This window comes from Bacillus sp. JJ675 (assembly GCF_036963165.1).
In the GTDB taxonomy this organism is placed as follows: Bacteria; Bacillota; Bacilli; order Bacillales; family Bacillaceae; genus Bacillus; species Bacillus glycinifermentans.
Map to the genome: position 1 here is coordinate 1 of NZ_JBALMR010000087.1, position 17787 is coordinate 17787.

A 17787-nucleotide genomic window follows, 5' to 3' on the forward strand; every position below is an offset into this window, starting at 1 on the left:
TGACTTTGTCGACAAGCTGGGAAGCCGCCTTGCATGAAAGGCGGCTTCTTTCTTTTAGTCTTTGATTTTGAATTTCTCGATTAAGTGCTGCAATTCTTCGGCGTTTTGCGCGAGAATTTGTGCGGAAGATGCGATTTCTTCCATTGAAGCAAGCTGCTCCTGTGTCGCTGCACTGACCGTTTGCGTGCTTTCGGCCGCTGTTTCGGCCACTTCCTGTACGCCGGAAATCGCTGTTTCAATTTCGTTTGTACCGGCTGTCAGGTTTCTTACTAAAGCTGTAACATCGTTGATTTGGGCAACCGCTTCTTTAATCGAACTCTCGATTTTCCGGAAAGCGCCGCCTGCTTCATTGACGACGACAAGCCCTTCCTTGACTTCGCCTGTTGCCGAAATGACGGTATTCATCGTCTCTTTTGTATCATTCTGAATGATGGCGATCAATTTAGTGATCTGTTCTGCGGAGTGGGCCGACTGCTCGGCAAGCTTTCTGACTTCATCCGCCACGACGGCGAACCCTTTCCCTTGTTCGCCTGCTCTTGCCGCTTCAATTGCCGCGTTTAACGCCAGCAAATTCGTTTGTTCGGCGATGCTCGTAATCACTTCGGTAATCTTGCCGATTTCATCTGAGCGATCTGACAAATGCTTAAACGCTTCCGAGAGGGAGACGACCGTTTCATTGATCGACGTCATTTGAGCGCCGACTTTTTCGATTGCTTTCGTTCCCTCGATTGACATCTGCGCCGATTCGCCTGCTGTTGAAGCGGCTTTTTCAGCATTGGAGGAAATTCTTCCGGCGAATTCGGTCATCCCTTTAATGATGGTTCTGCTGCTTTCAACGCTTTCTGCCTGTTTTTCAGAACCTGAGGCAAGCTCCTGGATTGTCGAGGAAATGTATTCGCTCGCTTTTGTGCTTTCCTCGGCGCTTGCGCTTAGCTGCTGAGAAGAAGCCGCCACTTGATGGGACGTCTCGCCGACCGTTTCAATAATCGAGCGAACACCTGCTACCATTTGGTTAAAGGATGCCGTCAGCATGCCCACTTCATCCTTCGATTGATACGTTCCTTTGACGGTAAAATCGCCTTGCTCTGTTTGTGCAAATAATCTCTGAATCTCTTTAATCGGCCTGACGATCAATCTTGTCATCAGGAGTCCGCAAGTGACGGACAGGATAAGGGCTGCGGCAATCACGATGATGAGCAGCATGACAATCGAACCTGCTTCTTTCGTATCCTGCTGATATCTCGTTTTTGCATTTTCGGAATTTAATGTTTGAATCTCATCGAACAGCTTATTGACAGCCGTTCTTTGCGGCTCCACATTTTTTAAATAATACGCGTACGCTTCCTTGTTTTTATTTGCTATCGCCAAATTGAGCATGTCGTTGCTTGCATTTTGCAGTTTCGTATATTCTGATTTAAATGTTTCGTATTTTTCTTTTACGTTATCCGGCAAATCCAGCTTATCGATCTGCTCCATTGCGGTTTTGTTTTCTTCGTTTTTTTTCTCAACGTCTTTTTGAAGCTGATCATTGATGCTGTCGTCTTCGGTTACCATCAGTTCGAAATTGTTCGCATCTATTTCAAGGTTGTTTGCCCTCAGCTTCGAAAATAATTGGTTGGGGACTAATTGCCCCTGATAAATGGCCTCAGATCCCTTTGAAATTTTGTTGAGGCCGTTTATGCCCTGAAGGCCGACGATTAACAGGGCAATCGCAGATAGCAGGATGATGATAAACAGTTTACCCCTGATTTTGATATTTTTAAGTAGATTCATGTTTGTTGCCCCCGTCATTTATTTATTTTATATATCGGGCCTTTTCAAGAGATTTTAAATGGGGGCGGAATATTTTCTGACAACAAAAAAACCCCATAAAAAGGGGTTTTTCAGACAAGCACTTTGGCGAAAAATTCCTGGTATAAAGCGTGGACGGCCTGTTTTTCCTGGGCTTCTTTGACGCCGAACATCATGCTGACCTCAGATGAGCCCTGATTGATCATTTCGATGTTGACGTGAGCGTCAGACAGAGCTTTTGCCGCCCTTGCCGTTGTTCCGACGTTGTGGCGCATCGCTTCACCGACGACCATGACCAGGGCAATGTTGTGCTCAACCGTCACTTCATCGGCGTCCAATTCATCCTTGATCCGCTTAATGATCCGGTTTTCGATCGTATCATCCATCTGGTTCTGTCTTAAAATAATCGTCATGTCGTCGATGCCTGACGGGATATGTTCGTATGTCAGTCCGTCGTCTTCAAGAATCTGAAGGACGCGGCGTCCGAATCCGATTTCGCGGTTCATCAAATATTTGCTGATGTATATGCTGCAAAAGCCGCTGTCACTGGCGATGCCGACGACCGGACCGTTCGTGTTGTCGCGCTTTGTGACGACTCTTGTCCCTTCTGCAGACGGATTGTTCGTATTTTTGATCTGCACCGGTATGTTCGCGCGGAAAGCGGGAATTAGCGCTTCATCATGAAAGACGGAAAAGCCGGCGTAGGACAGCTCGCGCATTTCTCTGTATGTCAGTTCGCGGATCTCTTTCGGATGCGGAACGATCGAAGGATTGACCGTGTAGACCGCATCAACGTCCGTGAAGTTTTCGTACAGTTCCGCTTTTAAGCCGTTCGCCAAAATCGAGCCCGTAATATCTGAACCGCTCCGAGAAAACGTAATCACTTCGCCTTCCTCATTAAAGCCGAAGAATCCGGGAAATACGATAATGCCCAGCTCTTGTCTGAGCTGAAACAGATTATCATACGATTCTGGCAGCACCTGGGCGTTTCCCGGTTCACTCGTTACGAAAAGGCCTGCGTCTTTCGGATTGACATAATGGGCTTCAACTCCGCGATGGCGGAAATAAGCCGCGACCAGTTTGGCGTTATTGTCTTCACCGCTCGCTTTGATCGCATCGATAAAGCGTTCCGGGCTCTGTTTATCGCTTTGAAGCAGGCGGAGCAAATCGGAGCGGATCAGGCCGATGACTTCATTTCCGAGTCCGACTTCCAGCGCAATATCGGCGTACCGTCCGACGATTTCTTCAACCAGCTCAGGCGCCTCCCCTTTTGATAAATACCGTTCGGCACAGGCGATAAGCAGATCGGTTACTTTCGTGTCTGCTGCATGCCGTTTCCCCGGCGCTGATACGACGACAGCTCTCCGCTTTGGATCTTGTGCGACGATGTCAAAAACCTTTTCAAGCTGAGCGCCGGTTGCTAACGAACTGCCGCCAAATTTAACGACCTTCATGTTTTACATCTCCTAAAGTTTTAATTTTCACAATAAATTTAATTTTTATTATTACGCTTTTTTCAGGAAGAATCAAGGTTTTTCTTTCCTGTATGAACAAATGTGTTTTTTGAAGAGGACTTTAGAGGGCGGTTTTTGCTTTCTTTCAATCTGAATCATATTGACTATGTGAGAAAAGGTGATAAGATGATGGATGGGCTCTTATTGATAATGATAATCATTAGCGTTTTGGGGCAGGGTATGTTTTTTGTCGTGGGGGAGGCGATTCAGCATGAAATTGCGGTATTTACTGCTTCTGCTCATCATTCTTTGTTTCAGTTCAATTTTTATCGGCGTCAAACAACTGTCACCCCTTGATCTATTCAGATTGAACGAGGATGACATTCAGACGCTGTACATAAGCCGGCTTCCGCGAATGATCAGCATCGTGCTTGCGGGAATGAGCCTGAGCATTTGCGGGCTGATTATGCAGCAGCTGACCCGCAATAAATTCGTCTCGCCGACGACGGCTGGGACGATGGATTGGGCAAGGCTCGGCGTCATCATTTCGATAATGCTGTTTTCTTCAGCGGGCATAGTTGTAAAGATTGTGTTTGCCTGTGCTTTTTCGCTGTTCGGCAGCTTTTTGTTTCTTAAGATTTTGGACAGCATCAGATTTAAGGACGCGGTGTTTATTCCGCTCGTCGGTTTGATGCTTGGGGGCGTTGTCAGTGCCATTTCCACGTTCATAGCGTATCAGTACGACCTGATTCAAAACGTCAATGCGTGGTTTGAGGGGAATTTCTCGCTTGTCATGAAAGGAAGGTATGAGCTGTTATACTTGAGCATTCCGCTCGTCATCATCGCCTACCTGTTTGCCAATAAATTTACGGTGGCCGGGATGGGCGAGAGCTTCTCAGTCAATCTGGGGCTGAATTATCAGCGGGTGATCAACATCGGCCTGATCATTGTTTCGGTCATCTCGTCAGTCGTCATTTTGACGGTCGGGACGCTTCCTTTCCTCGGGCTGATCATTCCGAATATCGTTTCGATTTATCGCGGAGACCATTTGAAAAACAGCCTGCCTCACACGGCGGTTCTCGGCGCCGTCTTTGTCCTGTTTTGTGACATATTGGGCCGGCTGATCATTTATCCTTATGAAATCTCGGTCGGCCTGATGGTCGGCATCATCGGAAGCGGCGTTTTTCTTTACTTGCTTTTAAGGAGAAAAGCCTATGGATTCTAAACGGAAAATGTTCGTACTCATCATGGCTGCAGCCGTCTGCACCGGCCTGTTTTTGTTTTACGCATTGCCGTCGGTATGGGAATATGCGCTGCCGCGAAGAATGACCAAAGTATTGGCGATCATCTTAGTCGGTACGGCGATCGGCTATTCATCGATGATCTTCCAAACGATCACAAACAACAGAATTTTAACGCCGGGCATTCTCGGGCTTGATTCGCTTTATGTTTTGCTGCAAACGGCGGTGATTTACTTTTTCGGCGCCGCGCAGCTGGCCGAACTCGGGAAAAACGCGAACTTCCTGCTGTCGACGGGGCTGATGGTCTGCTTTTCCTTCGCGCTGTTTGCGCTGATGTTCCGCCGCGGGGGACGGCATATCTTTTTGCTGCTCCTTGTGGGGATCGTGTTTGGCACGCTGTTCAGAAGCCTGTCATCCTTTATGCAGATGCTGATCGATCCGAATGAGTTTCAGGTTGTGCAGAACAAGATGTTTGCCAGCTTTAACAATGTAAATACAGACATTTTACTGCTCGCATCGGCCGTCATCATCGCGGTTCTGGCCTATGCATGGCGGTTTCGCCGCATTTTTGACGTGCTGTCGCTCGGAAGGGACCATGCCGTCAACCTTGGAATCGACTATGACCGGACGGTGAAAAAAATGCTGATCATCGTCGCAGTGCTCGTTTCTGTATCAACCGCGCTTGTCGGACCGATTACCTTTTTGGGGCTGCTCGCTGTCAATGTTGCGCGCGAATTTTTCAAGACGTACAAACACAGCGTTTTGATTCCGGGAGCGGTGCTTTTCAGCATCACCGCCCTTGTCGGCGGCCAGTTCATCGTTGAAAAGGTGTTCGGTTTAACGGCGACTTTAGTGGTGATCATTGATTTTATCGGCGGGATTTATTTTATTTACCTGCTGCTGAAGGAGCGTAAATGATGATAGAAGTCTCACATGTCACGAAGCAATACGGAGATCAAACCGTTGTGGAAGACGCAGCGGTATCGATTCAAAAAGGAAAGATCACATCCTTTATCGGGCCGAACGGAGCCGGGAAAAGCACGCTGCTTTCCATGGTCAGCAGGCTGATCGCGCCGGACTCCGGAGAGGTTCGGATCGAAGGCAAGGAAATCAGCGCATATAAAAGCGATGATTTGGCCAAAAAAATCAGCATTCTGAAGCAGTCCAACAAGATCGACATTAGGCTCACCGTGAGGGAGCTCGTCAGCTTCGGGAGATTCCCGTATTCGCAAGGGAGGCTGACGAAGGAAGATTGGACGTACGTCGATCAGGCGATCGATTATATGAAGCTGAAAGACATTGAGCATAAACATTTGGATCAATTGAGCGGAGGCCAGTGCCAGCGGGCATTCATCGCGATGGTCATCGCGCAGGACACCGATTACATCCTGCTTGATGAACCGTTGAACAACCTGGATATGAAGCATTCCGTAGAAATAATGAAGCTGCTGAAAAAGCTTGTCGTTCAGCACGGCAAAACGATTGTCATTGTCATTCACGATATTAACTTTGCCTCCGTCTATTCCGACCGGATTGTCGCCCTGAAAAACGGGCGAATCGTCAAGGAAGGGCCGACGGAGGACATCATACAAACACCGGTGCTGAAAGAAATTTACGATATGGACATACCTATTCAGCAAATCGGAGACCAAAAAATCTGTGTCTATTTTTCATAAAAAGGATGAGGTGATTGCATTGAAAAAGCTATCGTTGTTCTTTATGGCTGTGATTGCGGTTTTAGTTATTGCCGCATGCGGAAGCAAGGATGCGCAAACGGACGGGAAAAAGGGAGAATCCGTTCAGATCAAACATAAAAGCGATACAACAGATGTTCCAAAAAATCCGAAAAAGATCGTCGTCTTCAATTTCGGAATGCTCGATACGCTTGATAAATTGGGACTCGGCGACCGTGTTGCCGGCCTGCCGAAGCAAAGTCTTCCTTCATACTTGAAACAATACAATGATAAAAAATACGAAAGCGTCGGCGGACTGAAAGAGCCTGATTTTGAAAAAATCGCCGAGCTTGATCCCGATTTGATCATCATCGAAGGCAGACAGGCAGACCAATATGATGAATTCAAAAAGATCGCGCCGACGATCGACATCGAGCTCGATCAGAAAAACTACATGAACAGCTTTAAAGAAAACACAGAGATCATCGGAAAAATCTTCGGCAAAGAAGACGCTGTCAAACAAGAGCTCGCCAAAATCGATAGCCAGGTAGAAAAAGTCAGCAAACTGGCGAAAGAAAAAGGCGGAAAAGGACTTGTCGTGCTGACGAGCGATAAACAAATCAGCGCCTACGGAAGCGGGTCAAGATTCGGGCTGGTTCACGACGTACTCGGCGTTCAGCCTGCCGATAAACAGATTAAAGCTTCGCTTCACGGCCAAAGCGTCTCTTCTGAATATATTTCAGAAAAGAATCCGGACTATCTGTTTGTCATCGACCGGAGCGCTGCCATCGGCGAAAAAGGAACAGCTAAAGAAGTCATCGAAAACGAGATCGTAAAATCGACAAACGCCTATAAAAACGGACACATCACATACCTTGACCCGGGCTACTGGTATTTATCCGGCGGCGGTCTTGAGTCCGTGTCTGAGATGGTGAAAGAAATCGAAAAAGGTTTGAAATAAAAACAAGGCTGCCGGCACCGGCAGCCTTTTTATTTAAGAAAACACCAGTTCACATGTGAACTGGTGTCAAACATCAACGCGCCGGCTGTCCTTCTTTCTGCACTTTGCGCTTCAGCGTGAAGGAGAGGATGAATCCGGCAAGCGCCAACACGGCGGCGACGATAAAGGCGGAGTTCATTCCGTGAATGACTGCGTTTATCGGATTGGTCGTGCTTGCATTTTTCGTCGAATTGCTCATGACGGAGATCAAAACGGCTGTGCCGATTGATCCTCCGATTTGGCGCATCGTGTTGTTCATCGCGGTTCCATGTGCGATGAGATGCGGCGGGAGTGCATTGATACCGGCCGTCGTCAGCGGCATCATGATCATCGACGTTCCGGCCATGCGGATCGTGTAAAGGATGACGATGAAGGTGATCGATGTATCGTCTTTCAGATCCGCAAACGGAATCGATGTTAAGAGCAAGATGGCAAAACCGATAATCGCCAGCCCTTTGCCGCCGATCTTGTCAAAAATTTTGCCGATGATCGGAGACATAATGCCCATTGCGACCGCACCCGGCAGGAGCATCAAGCCTGAATCAAAAGCTGAAATCGATCTGACGTTTTGCGTATACAGCGGCAAAATCGTTTCCGTTCCGATCATTAAAGCAAACACGATCATTCCAAGCAATGTCGTAAGGCTGAACGTCCATGATTGAAAAACGCGGAATTCGAGAATCGGTCTTTTGATTTTCATTTGTCTCATAATAAAGAAGATCAAGGATACGGCGCCGACTGAAAGAGAAATCAGGACGGTCTGGTCTCCCCAGCCGTCAGACCCGGCGCTGCTGAATCCGTACAACAAACCGCCGAAGCCTAAAGTTGACAGGATAATCGAAAGGATATCGAGAGATGTTTCTCTCAGCTTTGTTACGTTTTTCATCAATATGATGACGAGTATAAGATCAATGACGGCAATCGGCAAAATAATGTAAAATAAGTATCTCCAAGTAAAGCTGTCAACGATCCAGCCTGACAATGTCGGTCCGATGGCAGGCGCAAAGGCGATAACCAATCCGACCATCCCCATCGCAGCCCCGCGTTTGTCGACAGGGAAAATCGTTAAAAAGATCGTTTGCATCAGCGGCATCATAATCCCCGCGCCTGCGGCCTGAATGATGCGCGCAGCCAAGAGGACCGGGAAATTTGGTGCAAACGCGCCGACGACCGTTCCGGCCGTAAAGATTGCCATTGCTGTGATGACCAGGGCGCGGCTTGAGAATTTTTCAATTAAAAATGCGGTAATCGGAATCAGGATGCCGTTTGTCAGCATAAATGCCGTCGTCAGCCATTGTCCCTGTGTCGCATCTATGTTCAAATCTGCCATGATATGAGGCAGTGCGGTGACCAAAAGCGTCTGATTCAAAATCGCAATAAACGCTCCGGCCATAAGTAAACCTACGATGATTTTTCTGTTATACGTCTGGTGTTCCGTTCCTGTGCTCATGTGCATCCCTCTTATTCTGTTATACATATCGTTTTGATTTGTGAAATGGGGTGTTGCAGCCTTTCAATTTGTCCCAGGTAACCAAGGAGAGCCTGAATTAAAAATGCGCGCTGCTCTTTGGCGAATAATTCCTCTTTCAGCAATTCGGAGGCGGACTGCAGTTCATCGACATCATATTCCTCTTTTGAAAGCGAATCGATCGCTTCTTTCAGCTTCTGCAAGTGGCCGGATAAGAGTTCTTCCTTATTAGGCATCCTGCATGACGCCGAATTTCTAAAGGAAGCGATAATGTCTTCATTCAATGATGTGCTCGGATCTCCGGCCTTTTTTTTCTCTACGACCAGATCCATCACCATCATAATAAAGCTTGGGATCGTCTCAATATCCGGCTGCGTCTTCTTGATGATAGACAGAAAAAGAAATTCTCTCATCAGACCGTGGAAAATGATGACGAGATCCCATATAAACGGCTTCACATCTTCTCCGTACGCTTGAAGGATCGAATCTCTGTGCCAGCAGATGATCATTGACCTCGTCTGTTTGAGATGTTCTTTAAAGACCGCTGTATGCGGAGATGTATCATTGGAAATGAAATTGATAAATTGGCGGTTTTCTCTGAACTCTGTAATCTCCAGAGCGATTTTCTTGGCAAATTTCTCTTTTGGTGTCAGCGCGGATTCTGCGTTCAGCATCGCACCTCTTTTCAGCATTTCCTGCTGGTTGTATTTGATTAGTGCCAGCAAAAGGTCTTCCTTTGATTGAAACAATTTATAAATCGAAGCTTTTGACACCTTGCATTCCTCGGCGATCGCCTGCATAGAAACATTCGAATAGCCTTTTTGGGCAAACAGTTTTTTGGCAGCCGTTAAAATGTCTGCTTTTTTATCCTTCATCCTGACTCCTTCTTTCACAAACGATAAAACTCATGAGTCACGAAAAAACCCATGAGTTTTCATAAACGAAATATTAGCAGAAGCACTCCCGACTCGTCAACGATTTTGTTTCACTTTTTTGGCGGACGGATCCATTCTGCAGCATCATCATAGGAAAGAACGCCTTCTGTCATGTGCCGGAAGCTTCCGCGGCTGATGATCTCTTCGCCGATCGTTTTCAGAAGAGTCATGCTTGCCCTGAAAGGTCCTGATCCCAAGCTGATTCTTTCGATTCCCATGTCGGAAAGGAGCTTGACCGAAGGGGCGCCCGCGCCGGCCAGTACATTGAGCGGACCGGAAATGCCATTCCTTAGTTGATGAATGGTTTTAGTGTCAACAGCTCCGGGGACGAATATGCAGTCTGCGCCGGCTTCCCTGTAGATGTTTGCCCGCCGGACGGCCGACTGTAGGCGGAAATCAGAATCACAATGCCTGAGCCAGTACAAATCGGTGCGTGCATTAATAAAAAGGGGGAGGTCAAGCTTTTTTACCGCAGCGATTTTTTCCGCCTGCGATGAAGCGTCGCTTAATGGCTGTTCAGGATTCCCTGTTCCGTCTTCAATATTGATTCCGACGACACCTGTTTTAGCGATTTTTTGGACGTTTTCGCTGATTTCTTCGGGGAACGTGCCATAGCCTGCTTCAATATCAGCGCTGACGGGGACATCGACCGAACCTGCAATGTTTGTGAGGACATCAAGCAATGTTTCAAAAGGGAGGTGTTCCCCGTCTTTGTAGCCTAACGACATGGCGATCCCTGCGCTGGTCGTTCCGACGGCTTTAAAGCCTGTTCTTTCAAAAACGGCAGCGCTCGCCGCATCCCATGCATTCGGCAGAACAAAAGGGGCTGATTGATGATGGAGACGTTGAAAAGTCTCGAACTTTTTTAGCTGTTTCATTTCTTTCACTCCTTTTTAAACACATTGTAGATCGTGTATCCTTCGATGCACATCGAAATGTGGAGTGAAAAAAAGGCTATCGATTGACGATAGCCTTAAGGAAGATCCCTATTCAAGCTTAAATCCCTGCTTTTCAAGCATTTCCCGTATGTGCGGATAGTAGACGCGGCTGTAATATGAAGAAATGCCTTCTGACCAGTTTCTTGAATCCGCTCCATTGGTCCGTTTTTTCATGTATTCGGATATGACTTCATCGTACTCGTCGATCAAAGGCTTTAGATCATGGTTGTATGTCTCGCTGTGCCTTACCGCTTGTTCAGGCAGGCGCGGTTTTTTCGCGGAGCGGTCCGCCGGATGGCCGACAACAAGCCCTGCAACAGGAAAGACGAATTCAGGAATGTCGAGAAGCTCAATCAGCTCTTCGGCGCGGCCGCGGACTGCCCCGATCGGTACGGTGCCGAGCCCCATCGATTCAGCGGCAGCAGTAGCCGTTCCGAGGGCGATGCCGGCATCGACTGCCCCGACGAGAACAGATTCGGTTCCGTCCGTAATCGCAAGAGGCTGTCCGTTTTTTTCGAGGGCGATTTTGGCTCTGTTGAAATCCGCGCAGAACAAAAGGAAAACGGGAGCCTCTTCGATCCATTTCTGTCCTCCGGCAAGCTCGGCGATTTTTTGTTTCCGTTTTTGATCCTGAACCGTAATGACGGTGACCTGCTGTCCGTTGATCGAAGTCGGTGCGGCTTGGACAGCCTGGATGATGGCGTCAAGCTGTTCAGGGCTTACAGGCTCATCGGTATAGCTGCGGATTGACCTGTGATCTGTTAATGTTTTCATCACTTCATTCATTTGACTCTCCGTCCTTTCCATATTAATGGGTTTCAGTGCGCAACACGTTCAGCGGTTCTGCCAGCAGATCGCCCGCAGCTTTGACAAATGTTTGGAAATGCTCGGTTTGATTATGGGCGTCGAGCGCTTCTTGATCCTTCCATTGCTCAAGCATGACAAATGTATTGGCATTCTCGGTGTCCTCGAAAAGCTGGTATTGTGCGTTTCCGGCTTCAGCCCTTGAATGCTTCAACAGCGGCTGTACGCTCTCCAAAAAGGATTCGCGCTGTTCGGGTTTTACTTTCATATAAGCCTGCAATACGATCATGTAAAAAACCTCCAGATAAAATATAGGATACCTTCTGTTTTCCTTTGTATACGGTTTGCTATTGTTCGAAAACCATCGAACGATTGCATCGTAACATGCCCGGTAATGATGCTGCAACCATTTTGCACCAACTGGTACAATTGTCTTGAAGTAAGGATTATGATACATTTAACCCATGAATATAAAAGACATGAAATTAACTTCGGTTCTGCACGCATTGAGTGATCCGATCAGACTGGAAATTGTCAAAGCTTTGGCTGATACAGCCGAAAAAACGTGCGGCGCCTGCACGAACATCAATGTCGCGAAATCAACCTTGTCCCATCACTTTAAGGTGCTCAGGGAAGCCGGCATTCTCAAGGTGCGAATCGAAGGGAAACATCATTACTATTCGCTTTGCAAAGAGGAGCTGGAACAGCAGTTTCCGGGATTGATCCGCGCGATCCTTCAGGTTGAAAAAGAACAGTGGTAAACAAAAATGATACCGGCAGGTCCAAACCTGCCGGTGCTTTTATGTTCAGCCGCATACCGCTTCATAAAGTTTTGAGACGCCTTCGTCTATTTCATCAATGCCGATTTTTGCAAATCCGAGCACCAGCGATACCTGGCCGTCTGCGTTGTTTTTCTTCTTTAATATAAACCGGTTCATCCCATACACTTCGACAAGGTTTTCCCTTGCCCTCGCCAAAACCTCTTCCTCGCTCCGTTTTGTGTCAAAATCAGCGACAAAGTGCAGCCCTGCGCTCGCACCTTTGATCTTGACCCGGCCGGCGAAGGTTTTTTCAAGGCTTCCGATCAATCTTGTCCGTTTTTCCTCATAGATCTGGTTCATTTTTTTGATGTGCCGTTGATACTCTCCCGATTCAATCAGCTCCTGAAGCGCAAACTGCGTCAGGGCGCTGCTTGATTGAATCGAGGAATGGTGCCTTTTTCTGTACCGTTTCAGAAGCTTTTGCGGCAGCACCATGTAGCTGATTCTCAAGCCCGGAAGAAGCGATTTTGAAAATGTGCCGATGTAGATGACCTTCTCAGACCGGTCAAGGCTTTGCAGAGCGGGAATCGTGTCGCTTCCGTATTTAAATTCGCTGTCATAATCATCTTCGACAATATAGCGGTTTTCTCCGTCAGATACCCAGTTCAAAAGCTGAATTCTTCGCGACACCGGCATGATGATTCCGGTCGGAAACTGGTGTGAAGGGGTGACGAACAGCACGTCCGGATTCAGGCGGTGAATATCGTCAATGCGCATTCCTTTATGGTCAAGCCCAATCGTCACCACGCGTTTCCGCTCATTTTTCAACTGTTGATAAATGCGGCTGTATCCCGGCTCTTCCATTGCATACACCGCCGATTCAGGGAGGAGATCCTGGATGGTGTGAATGAGCGGCTGGGTCCCGGCGCTGACCACGATTTGTTCGGGATGGCATTTGACGCCTCTCGCTAGCGCAATGAAGCGGGCGAACGTTTGCCGAACTTTGTAGGCGCCCTGCGGGTGCGTCATTTCCCCTAGTTCGGCGGTATGGGAAGCGGCGGCTTTTTGCTCGCAGCGAAACCATGTTTTAAAAGGAAAATGCGCCGTATCCACGCTCATATGGGAAAACGAAATCCAGCCGTCTTTATTGCCGTCCTCTTCGCGCAATTCCTCATCGAGCCGGAGCGGACCGGTGTGCCGTGCGGCATGAAACGTCTCGATTTGTTCCACGAAAAAGCCTTTCCTTTCCTCAGAATAAAGATACCCTTCGGCGAGAAGCTGCTGGTATGCTGCATTGACGGAATTGATGCTGACATTGAGTGCTCCTGCGAGCTCCCGCTTTGACGGGAGCTTTTTTCCCGGCATAAGGTTTCGGCTGAAAATTTCCTCTTTGATCTTTTGATAAATTTGATGATAAATAAAATCCGCATCCTGTGAACGGTCAATCGCAATCGTAATCATCGCGCCTCCTACTGGTACCATCAAAAATGTTAAGTTGGTACTTTTCATCATACCAAAAAATATTCAGAATTATAAGAAATAAATCAAAGGGAGAGATGATGATGAGTCTTAACACAGCAGTCTTAACAACGGGTGAATGGCAGGCAAAGCGGGACCGGTATGTGGCCAGAGGCGTCAGCAACGGAAACCGCAGCATTGCGGCAAGAGGGGAAGGCGCACTTGTATATGACATTGACGGAAGGCGTTTTATCGATTTCGCCGGAGCGATCGGCACATTAAACGTCGGGCATTCCCACCCAAAAGTCGTCGAAGCGGTCAAGCAGCAGGCCGATCAGCTGATCCACCCGGGCTTTAACGTCATGATGTATCAGCCCTATCTCGAACTGGCGGAAAAACTGTGCCGGCTGACACCCGGTGATCATGAGAAAAAAGCGATTTTCTTAAATTCGGGTGCGGAAGCCGTGGAAAATGCGGTGAAGATCGCAAGAAAGTATACGAAACGCCAAGCCGTCGTTTCCTTTACGCGCGGATTCCACGGGCGCACGAATATGACGATGAGCATGACGAGCAAAGTCAAACCGTACAAGTTCGGTTTCGGGCCGTTCGCTCCCGAGGTGTATCAGGCTCCGTTTCCTTACTATTACCGGAAGCCTCTCGGGATGAGCGATGAGAGCTATGACGAAATGGTGATTCAGGCGTTTGACGATTTCTTTGTTTCTGCGGTCGCGCCTGAGACGGTTGCCTGTGTCGTCATGGAGCCTGTGCAGGGGGAAGGCGGCTTTATCATCCCTTCCAAACGGTTTGTCCAGCATGTCGCAGCCTTCTGCAAGGAACACGGCATCGTCCTTGTGGCTGATGAGATTCAAACCGGGTTTGCGAGGACGGGCAAGTACTTTGCGATCGAGCACTTCGATGTCGTGCCTGACCTTGTGACGGTTTCAAAGTCGCTTGCCGCAGGCGTTCCGCTCAGCGGGGTGATCGGAAGTTCGGAAATGCTTGATGCCGCGGCGCCCGGCGAGCTTGGCGGGACATATGCCGGCAGTCCGCTCGGATGCGTTGCCGCTCTTGCAGTGCTCGACATCATCGAAGAGGAAGGGCTGAACAAGCGTTCAGAAGAAATCGGAAAAGCGATCGAAGACAAAGCGCTCGCATGGAAGCAGACATATCCGCAGATCGGCGAAATCCGCAGGCTCGGCGCGATGGCGGCGATCGAAATCGTCAAGGATCAGGACACGCGCGAGTCTGATAAAGCTGCGGCTGCTGCCATCGCCAAGTATGCGAATGAACACGGGCTGCTGTTACTTACGGCAGGAATCAACGGCAATATCATCCGTTTTCTGACGCCGCTCGTCATAACGGATGAATTGCTTCACGAAGGGCTCGCCATCATCGAAGAAGCGCTGCAAACAGTGCTGGATTAGGGAGGGGGTTGTTCATGGAAAAACAGCAAATGAAAAAATCAATGTCACAGATGGATGTCCTGTTCCTTGCGATCGGCGCTATGCTCGGCTGGGGCTGGGTCGTTCTGTCCGGAGACTGGATCTCGACGGCCGGCTTTTTAGGCAGCATGTTCGCGTTTATCATCGGCGGAATTCTTGTCATATTGATCGGTTTGACGTATGCGGAGCTTTCTTCTGCGATCCCGGAAACGGGCGGGGGGATGATTTTCGTCCTCAGGGCGTTTGGCAGGAAAACCGCATTTATCGCGGCCTGGGGCGTGCTGTTCGGATACGTGTCCGTGATTACCTTCGAGGCGGTCGCTTTGCCGACTGTGATCGACTATGTGATGCCTGTCGAACATCTTTGGTTTTTGTGGACGCTTGGCAGCTGGGATGTCTATTTCACATGGGTTTTGATCGGTTCCGGAGGCGCGGTCGTTCTGACTGCCCTCAACTATTTCGGCGTTAAGCCGGCAGCTATCTTCCAGTCGGTATTTACGATTGCGATCATCGCTACGGGTTTTTTGCTGCTGGGCGGCGCTCTGGTCAACGGCGATTATAGAAACGTCGAACCGCTCTTTAAAGACGGGTTTTCCGGGATGATGTCGGTGCTCGTCATGATCCCGTTTTTGTTTGTCGGGTTTGACGTGATTCCCCAGGTTGCCGCAGAAATCAAGGCTCCTAAAAAAATCATCGGCAAAATGCTGATCATCTCGATTATCAGTGCGGTCATTTTCTACCTTTTGATCGTGTTCGGCGTGACATTGGGATTATCGGAAAGCGAGCTTGTGTCGTCCTCTTTGGCGACCGCTGATGCGATGGTGAACCTGCTTGGCAGCCAATTGTTCGGAACGGTGCTCGTCCTCGGCGGAGTGGCGGGGATCATCACGAGCTGGAACGCTTTTATCATTGGCGCGAGCCGCATTCTCTATGCGATGTCTGAAAAAGGGATGGTTCCGAAATGGTTCGGCTATATCCACCCGACATATAAAACGCCGACACACGCGATTTTGTTTCTTGGAGCGCTTGCTTTTTTCGCACCGCTTTTAGGGCGGCCGGCCCTCGTGTGGATCGTCAATGCAGGGGGAACAGGCATTATCGTCGGGTACTTGATCGTATCGGCGGCGTTCATGAAGCTGAGAAAAACGGAGCCCGACTTAAACAGACCGTACAAGATCAATAAGTGGAAAACGATTGGTATATCTGCTATTCTCTTAAGTGTTATCTTTCTTGCCTTTTATCTGCCGGGCATGCCGGCTGCGCTCGCGTGGCCGTATGAATGGCTGATATTGGCTGGATGGACGTTGATCGGCATTGTTTTATACAATAGCAATTCAAAACAAAACGGGGAGGAGATTCAACATGACCAGCATGCTAGAAGTTTTTAACCCGGCGACTGGAGAGAAAATCGAGACCGTTCCCCAACAGTCCCGACAAGAAGTAGAAGCAGCAGTCGAGCGTTCTCATAAGGCGTTTCAGAAATGGTCCAAAACATCTGCCGCAGAAAGAGCTTCATTATTGAAGAAGTGGTTTGACCTCATCATGGAGCATAAAGAAGAACTGGCCGAAATGATCACGCTTGAAAACGGAAAACCATACAAAGAAGCGGCAGGCGAAGTGATATATGCGGCAGGGTATATCGAGTGGTATGCCGAGGAAGCGAAGCGCATTTACGGAAGAACGGTTCCCGCATCTGTTACCAATAAACGGATTGTCGTGACGCGGCAGGCCGTCGGCCCGGTAGCGGCGATTACGCCATGGAATTTCCCGGCGGCGATGATCACCAGGAAAGCGGCGCCTGCACTTGCGGCCGGCTGCACGTTTATCATCAAGCCTGCTCCCGATACGCCGCTGACGGCGCTCGAACTGGTGCGTCTCGGACATGAAGCCGGCATTCCGAAAGACGTTCTGCAATGCGTGATCGGCGATGGCGAGGAGATCGGCAGCATTTTTACGAGCCATCCGCTGATCCGCAAAATTACGTTCACAGGCTCAACACCCGTCGGCAAGCATTTGATCAAAAACAGCGCCGACACGGTGAAGCACGTATCGATGGAACTTGGCGGGCATGCGCCGCTGATCGTCGACGAGGATGCCAACATCGACCTCGCCGTGAAGCAGGCGATGCTGTCGAAATACAGAAATGCCGGACAAACCTGCGTCTGTGCCAACCGTCTGATCGTGCACGAATCGGTGAAAGATGAGTTTGCCGAAAAGCTCCGCGCGGAAGTCGCCAAACTCAAAGTCGGCAACGGCCTTGAAGAAGGCGTTACAGTCGGACCGATCATCAATAAAAAAGGCTTCCAAAAAATCGTCGAACAAATCAATGATGCGGTCGATAAAGGAGCGAAGGTGTTAATCGGAGCCGAATATGACAGCGATGATGAAAAAGCATGCTATTTCGTTCACCCGACTGTCCTGACGGATGTCGATCTATCGATGACGATTATGCATGAGGAGACATTCGGCCCGGTCGCACCGATCATTTCTTTCAAAACGATCGATGAGGCGATTGAGATTGCCAACGATACGCCTTACGGTTTAGCCGCGTATTTCTTCACGGAAAACTACCGCCGCGGCATCTATTTGTCAGAACGCCTCGAATACGGCATCCTCGGCTGGAATGACGGAGGTCCGTCAACCGTTCAGGCGCCGTTCGGCGGCATGAAGGAAAGCGGAATCGGACGCGAAGGCGGACTGGAAGGCATCGAGCCGTATTTGGAAACGAAATATTTATCGATCGGATTGGATGAATAAGATTTAGATATTCACAGAATGATAAAAAACTGGCCCTGTGTACATCTTGATCTGCACCCTGTCAA

Annotated in this window: 16 protein-coding genes; 8 read left to right on the forward strand and 8 right to left on the reverse strand. The window is 48.8% G+C overall.

The annotated features are described in order from the left end of the window. Positions 1 to 54 precede the first annotated feature (54 nt). Complete coding sequence (locus V7126_RS20980) at positions 55 to 1773, reverse strand: methyl-accepting chemotaxis protein (protein WP_046131079.1); 1719 nt, start codon at positions 1771 to 1773, stop codon at positions 55 to 57. Between the two features lie 110 nt (positions 1774 to 1883). Next, a complete protein-coding gene (locus V7126_RS20985; RefSeq protein WP_046131078.1) occupies positions 1884 to 3245 on the reverse strand; it encodes an aspartate kinase in 1362 nt (453 codons plus the stop codon). 271 nt (positions 3246 to 3516) lie between these two features. On the opposite strand from V7126_RS20985, the gene V7126_RS20990 reads away from it, so the two are divergent. The 4 genes from V7126_RS20990 to V7126_RS21005 are packed head-to-tail and all read left to right on the forward strand — an operon-like array spanning position 3517 to position 7120. Then, the gene (locus V7126_RS20990; protein WP_046131077.1) at positions 3517 to 4470 is read left to right on the forward strand and encodes an ABC transporter permease; all 954 of its coding nucleotides are present in this window, start codon (positions 3517 to 3519) and stop codon (positions 4468 to 4470) included. Next, positions 4460 to 5404, forward strand: coding sequence for an iron chelate uptake ABC transporter family permease subunit (locus V7126_RS20995; RefSeq protein WP_046131076.1), 945 nt, complete (start codon positions 4460 to 4462; stop codon positions 5402 to 5404). Before V7126_RS20990 ends, V7126_RS20995 begins: the two co-directional genes overlap by 11 nt. Beyond that, on the forward strand, positions 5404 to 6162 hold the full coding sequence (locus tag V7126_RS21000) for an iron ABC transporter ATP-binding protein (protein WP_046131075.1): 759 nt from the start codon (positions 5404 to 5406) through the stop codon (positions 6160 to 6162). Before V7126_RS20995 ends, V7126_RS21000 begins: the two co-directional genes overlap by 1 nt. A 19-nt stretch (positions 6163 to 6181) precedes the next feature. Then, the gene (locus V7126_RS21005) at positions 6182 to 7120 is read left to right on the forward strand and encodes a siderophore ABC transporter substrate-binding protein (protein WP_046131091.1); all 939 of its coding nucleotides are present in this window, start codon (positions 6182 to 6184) and stop codon (positions 7118 to 7120) included. A 73-nt stretch (positions 7121 to 7193) separates the two neighbouring features. Here the strand turns inward: V7126_RS21005 and V7126_RS21010 are convergent, their stop codons facing one another. The 5 genes from V7126_RS21010 to V7126_RS21030 form a co-directional block, all read right to left on the reverse strand. Beyond that, a complete protein-coding gene (locus tag V7126_RS21010) occupies positions 7194 to 8609 on the reverse strand; it encodes an MDR family MFS transporter (protein ID WP_175076920.1) in 1416 nt (471 codons plus the stop codon). 11 nt (positions 8610 to 8620) lie between these two features. Beyond that, complete coding sequence (locus tag V7126_RS21015; protein ID WP_216899453.1) at positions 8621 to 9502, reverse strand: TetR/AcrR family transcriptional regulator; 882 nt, start codon at positions 9500 to 9502, stop codon at positions 8621 to 8623. 110 nt (positions 9503 to 9612) lie between these two features. Further along, positions 9613 to 10440 (reverse strand): isocitrate lyase/PEP mutase family protein, encoded by an 828-nt coding sequence (locus V7126_RS21020; RefSeq protein ID WP_046131074.1) that lies wholly within the window; start codon positions 10438 to 10440, stop codon positions 9613 to 9615. 108 nt (positions 10441 to 10548) lie between these two features. Continuing rightward, positions 10549 to 11286: an NADPH-dependent oxidoreductase gene (locus tag V7126_RS21025; protein WP_046131073.1), complete on the reverse strand. Its 738-nt coding sequence runs from the start codon at positions 11284 to 11286 to the stop codon at positions 10549 to 10551. A gap of 22 nt (positions 11287 to 11308) precedes the next feature. Further along, positions 11309 to 11593, reverse strand: a complete 285-nt coding sequence (locus V7126_RS21030; protein ID WP_046131072.1) for a putative quinol monooxygenase — start codon at positions 11591 to 11593, stop codon at positions 11309 to 11311. Between the two features lie 175 nt (positions 11594 to 11768). Between V7126_RS21030 and V7126_RS21035 the strand changes: the two genes are divergently transcribed. Then, on the forward strand, positions 11769 to 12065 hold the full coding sequence (locus V7126_RS21035; RefSeq protein ID WP_046131071.1) for an ArsR/SmtB family transcription factor: 297 nt from the start codon (positions 11769 to 11771) through the stop codon (positions 12063 to 12065). Between the two features lie 45 nt (positions 12066 to 12110). On the opposite strand, the gene V7126_RS21040 is transcribed toward V7126_RS21035, so the two are convergent. Then, complete coding sequence (locus tag V7126_RS21040; RefSeq protein ID WP_046131070.1) at positions 12111 to 13526, reverse strand: PLP-dependent aminotransferase family protein; 1416 nt, start codon at positions 13524 to 13526, stop codon at positions 12111 to 12113. A 101-nt stretch (positions 13527 to 13627) separates the two neighbouring features. Here V7126_RS21040 and gabT point away from each other — a divergent pair, with 101 nt between their 5' ends. From gabT to gabD, 3 genes are read left to right on the forward strand one after another with little or no spacing between them, the layout of a single operon-like run. Beyond that, the gene (gene gabT / locus V7126_RS21045; protein ID WP_046131069.1) at positions 13628 to 14947 is read left to right on the forward strand and encodes a 4-aminobutyrate--2-oxoglutarate transaminase; all 1320 of its coding nucleotides are present in this window, start codon (positions 13628 to 13630) and stop codon (positions 14945 to 14947) included. Positions 14948 to 14961: 14 nt separating this feature from the next. Continuing rightward, on the forward strand, positions 14962 to 16353 hold the full coding sequence (locus tag V7126_RS21050) for an APC family permease (RefSeq protein WP_046131068.1): 1392 nt from the start codon (positions 14962 to 14964) through the stop codon (positions 16351 to 16353). Next, entirely contained in the window at positions 16328 to 17722 is a 1395-nt protein-coding gene (gabD, locus tag V7126_RS21055; protein ID WP_046131067.1) for a succinate-semialdehyde dehydrogenase, read from the forward strand. The genes V7126_RS21050 and gabD overlap by 26 nt, the downstream gene beginning before the upstream one ends. Positions 17723 to 17787 lie beyond the last annotated feature (65 nt).